This is a genomic window from Romboutsia sp. 13368, assembly GCF_018336475.1.
Lineage (GTDB): Bacteria > Bacillota > Clostridia > Peptostreptococcales > Peptostreptococcaceae > Romboutsia.
The window spans coordinates 1,606,057-1,611,125 of record NZ_CP048741.1 but is presented as its reverse complement, the minus strand read 5'-3'; the positions used below and the strand labels follow the sequence as shown (position 1 = coordinate 1,611,125).

The following is a 5,069-nucleotide window of genomic DNA, read 5'->3' as shown; positions in this document are numbered from 1 at the left end:
ATATATAATTTTAGATAAGATCATAGAAATTTTAATGACAAGTTAAATTATATATGGTATATTCTACATTACATATATTAAGTTATATTACCAAGTATAATTTAATAATTTTTAGGGAGGATTTTATGAAAATAGATTGGAATAGGAAATATACAACCATAGCGGTTTATGCATTTTTAGTAATTTGCGGTAGTATAGCTTTTTTTAATGTGATAGATGAAGTTAATGTATATACTGCTAAATTAGGAAGTTTAGTATCGACATTACAGCCTTTTATAATAGGGTTTGTAATAGCGTATTTATTAAACTTTATTTTAGTATTTTATGAAGAAAAAGTTTTAGTATTTGATGGATTAAAAAATTTAAAACCAAAAGCTAAAAGAGGATTAGGTTTATTACTTACTTACATAACAGCATTCTTTATACTATACTTATTTATACAATTTGTTTTACCACAGTTAGTAGATAGTATAGTAGGACTTGTTAACGATGTACCAACATATTTAACTAATGCAACTAAGCTTTTAGAAGATATGACTAAAAACGTAGATGTTAATAATGAGTATGTAGGAATGGCTATGGACAAGCTAAATGAGATTATAACTTATATTATAAATATAATAAGTAATTTACTTCCTGTATTTGGGAATGCGCTAAAAACTGTAGCATCAAGTGTTTGGAATATAGTTATAGGATTAATAATATCTATATACTTATTAATTGATAAAGAAAAGTTCTGTGCTTTAATTAAAAAGATAATTTTTGCGGTATTTAATGAAAAACATGCAGAGATAGCAATAGAACTTGCTCATAGAAGCAATGTTACATTTGGTAAGTTCTTAAGTGGAAAGATAATAGATTCAGCTATAATAGGTGTATTAACGTTTGTAGTATTAACAATATTTAAAATGCCATATACTTTACTTATATCAGTTATAATAGGTATAACTAATATAATACCATTCTTTGGACCTTTCATTGGAGCTATACCAGCATTTGTAATAATAATGTTCGTATCACCAGTTAAGGCATTATGGTTCTTACTAATAATATTTATAATACAACAATTAGATGGTAATGTTATAGGACCTAAGATATTAGGAGATTCTATAGGTATATCAGCATTCTGGATAGTATTCTCACTTTTAGTAGCATCAAAGATATTAGGATTAGTTGGTATGATTATAGGTGTTCCGCTATTTGCTATAATATACTCTGTAATAAAAGATATTGTAGAGGCTAAGCTAAGAAAAAAAGGATTACCAACAGAAACTAGTGATTATATGCAAGATAAAAAATAATATATATAAATAAAAAATTCGCTTCGCTCATATCGCCAACGATATATCCTTGCTTCCGCTANTTAAATAATATTTAATTATTAAATGTATATAAATTATAAAAAGTAAGCAATAAATCAACCATTTTACCATAGCTTTTAACACCTTCAGAAACTCCATTAGCTTTAAGATAAGTATTATTAATATTGTTTGAAATTTCATCTATTTTACCTTCGTACTTATCCCAAAATTCATTGTTATATCTTAAATCATTTAAAACACCCTCAGATATGTTTTTAGAGCATTTAACATAATTTTTATAATCAGCTTTATATAAAGCATTAGCAGTATGATTTAAAGCTAAAATATATCCTGAATATTTAAAATCTATATCTGGATGATTTATAGAAGCTAAATAAGCTATAAAGTTAGCTTCATCTTCACTTGCATAGCCTCTTTGATGAGCCATTTCATGTAACACTGTAGAAGGTAGATATAAGTCGGGTACTGCTATATTTACATTAGCTTCTCCTGTAAATGGAGAGTAAATACCAGTTATACCTGTATAACACATAATATTAGATGATAATATGTACTTTGTATTTTTATAGTTTCCTGAGATATTAGGGAAAAGTTCTGTTATATTTTCATATCCTACAGGAGCTCTTTTTATAATTCCTTTATAATCAGTATTAGCTTTAAAAATATTGCTATCTGTTTTTACAAGCTTTCTAGTATCATTAGACTTTTCTATTAAATATTTATATAAATTTATTAAGTCTTCATTATTTTTTTCAACTTTAGTTATAGATTTATTATATTTTAAGTTATAATTATCTATAATACTAACCTCAAGGGGAAGTCTATTATAGTTTAATCCCCATAAAATTATAAATAAAAAGTATACAACTGATATTATAGATAATATATTTAAAAGTGAATCTTTTATGATAGTCTTTAAACTTTTAGGATTATTTATAATACTATAAATAAAATAAATTATAAGTAATAGTATTGATAAAACTGCTAGATATATTAATATTTCAAAGATTGAAAATGGAACTATAGAACTTATTTTACTTAAAGTTTCAACTGTAAATTTATTTATAGAATTAGAGTAGTATTTTTCTATAAAATACGGATATCTAGAAGATATTGTATTAATTATTATAGATAATGGAAAAAGTAATAAAGAAAATAATTTTAATTTTTTACTCATAAATCACCTCTCAAAAGCATCATACTTTATGTTATATAATAATTGATAAATTATTCTAAATATATTATATTGGTATAATAAATAAAATAAAAGAAGGGAAAATATATGAAAGAAATAAATATAAAGCTTACAAGAGATAATTTTAATTTTAGATTCAAACAATATGAAGGTATGTTTTTTCATGCAACTATAAATGAAGATAGTGAAATTATAAAATATAAAATAACTAAAGATAAAGATGGCATAGAGCTTAAAGAATTTGGTAATACTCATATTAAAGACAACATGCTCTACATACCACAAATTGAAGCCTATATAGACTTAAAAAGAATATAATTTATACATCAAAAAAGAGGGTAAAACCCTCTTTTTTATTTACTATTAAAATTGATATTATTTAAAAAGTAAAAAGCTTATAAGAGGTATGGTTATTACAGAACATAATGTAGATAAAAATACTGCTTGAGATGCAAGAGAGCTATTTGCATTATACTCATTAGCCATTATAGCTGCATTAGTTGCAATTGGAGTAGAAACTACAATTACAGGAATATATAATAATAAAGGATCATCTATTTTTAATTTTAAAATAAAGTAAATAGCTATAGGAATAAATAGTAATCTAATGAAAGCCACAAAATATAATTTCTTATTAGAAAGACATTCTTTATAAGAAGATCCACAAATCATAGAGCCTATAACTAACATAGAAAGNGATATTAATAAGATAAATTATGTTATATAATTAAATGTAATAATACGTAAAAAAATGTAATAACAGGGAGTGCAATATGAGTGATATAAAATCTTCTTTAGATAAGATAAAGAATATACCTAAAGAGCCTGTGATATATCATACTAAAGGAGCTTTTTTTGAAAAAATAGGAAAAATAGATAATGCTATAAAACAATATAAATTAGCAGCTGATTGTGGATATGATAAATCACAATATGCATTAGCTAATATATACTATGCAAAAAAGAAATATAGTGAAGCAGAAAAATGGTATACTCTAGCTTATAAAAATGGAATTATAGATGCAGCCTTTGATATAGGTAATATGTATTTTGATGTTAAAGCATATGAACATTGTTTATACTGGTATGAAAAAGCAGCAAGTGAAGGGCATTTAAAAGCACAGAATAACTTAGGTGTTTCATATTTTAAATTAAAAAAATACAGTAAAGCAGAAAAATGGTTAAAAGAAGCTTGTGATTCAAATTTACCTATAGTATGTTTTAACTTAGGAATACTATATAAAACTCTAGATGATGATGAAGAATCATTTAGATATTATAAAAAAGGATCTATAATGTTAGAGGAAAATTGTAAATATAATCTAGCAATTATAAACCAAAATAATAAAGATGAAAAAGAAGCAATGAGTCTTTATAAGTATCTATATAAGGTAGGAAATAATGAAGGATGCTTTAATATGGGTCTTTTAATGGAGAAAAATGAAAATCTAGATGAAGCGGAAAGATACTATAAAAAAAGTGCTGACAATGGTCATGTAAAATCTCAATATAGATTAGCTTATATTTATGATAGAAATGAAGACTATGAAGATGCTATAGAATACTACGAAAAAGCTTGTGAAAATGGGCATTTAAATTCAAAGTTTAGATTAGGAAATTTATATAACAAAGAAAATGAAATTGAAAAAGCTAAAGAATACTATACAATGTGTGTAGAAGAAGATATGTATGAAGCTAAAAACAACCTAGCAGGACTATACTTTGAAGATGAAAATTATGAAGAAGCTAAAAAGTATTATATGATGTCTATAGAAAGTGGTTGTAAGGAAAGTTTTGAAAATTTAGGAGACTTATATTATAAAACCAATGATAAAGAAAAGGCATTATCTTTTTATTTAAGAAGAAGTGATAGTATAGGATGCCAAGTTAAAATAGGTAATATATATGAAGAGTTTGAAAACTATGATGAAGCTATAATATGGTACAAAAAAGCTAGTGATGGTGGAGACTGTAATTCAAGTTATAAGCTAGGTGAAATTTATAAATACTTAGGCAATAACCAAGAAGCTAAAAGGTACTTTGAAATAGCTACAAATAAGAATAATATAAATGCATACATCAATTTAGGTAAATTATATTTTGATGAAGAAAAATATGAAGAAGCAAAAAAATACTTTGAAGTACCCGCAAATGAAGGTAATACATATTCTGAGCATATGGTAGGATTAATATATGATATCTTTTATAAAGAATATGATAGTGCAAAGTATTGGTATGAAAAATCTAGAGGTAAAAAATGTATAGAATCAATATATAATTTAGGATTACTAAACTTAAGATTAAAAAAATATAGTGAAGCAGAAAAATACTTTAAAGAAGGTATTAGTTATGAAGACTCAAGATGTGAGTATATGTTAGCTTGGCTATATTATAAAAAGAGCTTAGATATGTACACATCATTAGCTCATAAAGATTATGAAAATAGTAAAGATATAATAGGGCAGTTGCCAAATATAAGTATAGATTTACATAAATCTTTAATAGGTTCATTTGAATTAGTGAAAAAAGATGAAGAGGAAGAKGAATAKGTT

5 protein-coding genes are annotated in these 5,069 nt (G+C 24.6%); 3 read left to right on the top strand and 2 right to left on the bottom strand.

Features of this window, described 5'->3' with window-relative positions; all coding sequences use genetic code 11:
- Positions 1-125: 125 nt before the first annotated feature.
- Complete coding sequence (locus G3997_RS06425; protein WP_296644623.1) at positions 126-1,301, top strand: AI-2E family transporter; 1,176 nt, start codon at positions 126-128, stop codon at positions 1,299-1,301.
- A 73-nt stretch (positions 1,302-1,374) separates the two neighbouring features.
- Here G3997_RS06425 and G3997_RS06420 read toward each other — a convergent pair whose 3' ends face one another.
- Positions 1,375-2,499 carry a DUF3810 domain-containing protein gene (locus G3997_RS06420; protein WP_296644622.1) on the bottom strand — a complete coding sequence of 375 codons (1,125 nt, stop codon included), beginning with the start codon at positions 2,497-2,499 and terminating at the stop codon, positions 1,375-1,377.
- Between the two features lie 114 nt (positions 2,500-2,613).
- On the opposite strand from G3997_RS06420, the gene G3997_RS06415 reads away from it, so the two are divergent.
- Positions 2,614-2,835 (top strand): hypothetical protein, encoded by a 222-nt coding sequence (locus G3997_RS06415; protein WP_334299854.1) that lies wholly within the window; start codon positions 2,614-2,616, stop codon positions 2,833-2,835.
- A 57-nt stretch (positions 2,836-2,892) separates the two neighbouring features.
- On the opposite strand, the gene G3997_RS06410 is transcribed toward G3997_RS06415, so the two are convergent.
- The gene (locus G3997_RS06410) at positions 2,893-3,207 is read right to left on the bottom strand and encodes an AEC family transporter (protein WP_296644620.1); all 315 of its coding nucleotides are present in this window, start codon (positions 3,205-3,207) and stop codon (positions 2,893-2,895) included.
- Between the two features lie 83 nt (positions 3,208-3,290).
- Here G3997_RS06410 and G3997_RS06405 point away from each other — a divergent pair.
- On the top strand, positions 3,291-5,069 hold a 1,779-nt coding region (locus G3997_RS06405; protein ID WP_296644619.1), incomplete at its 3' end, for a tetratricopeptide repeat protein.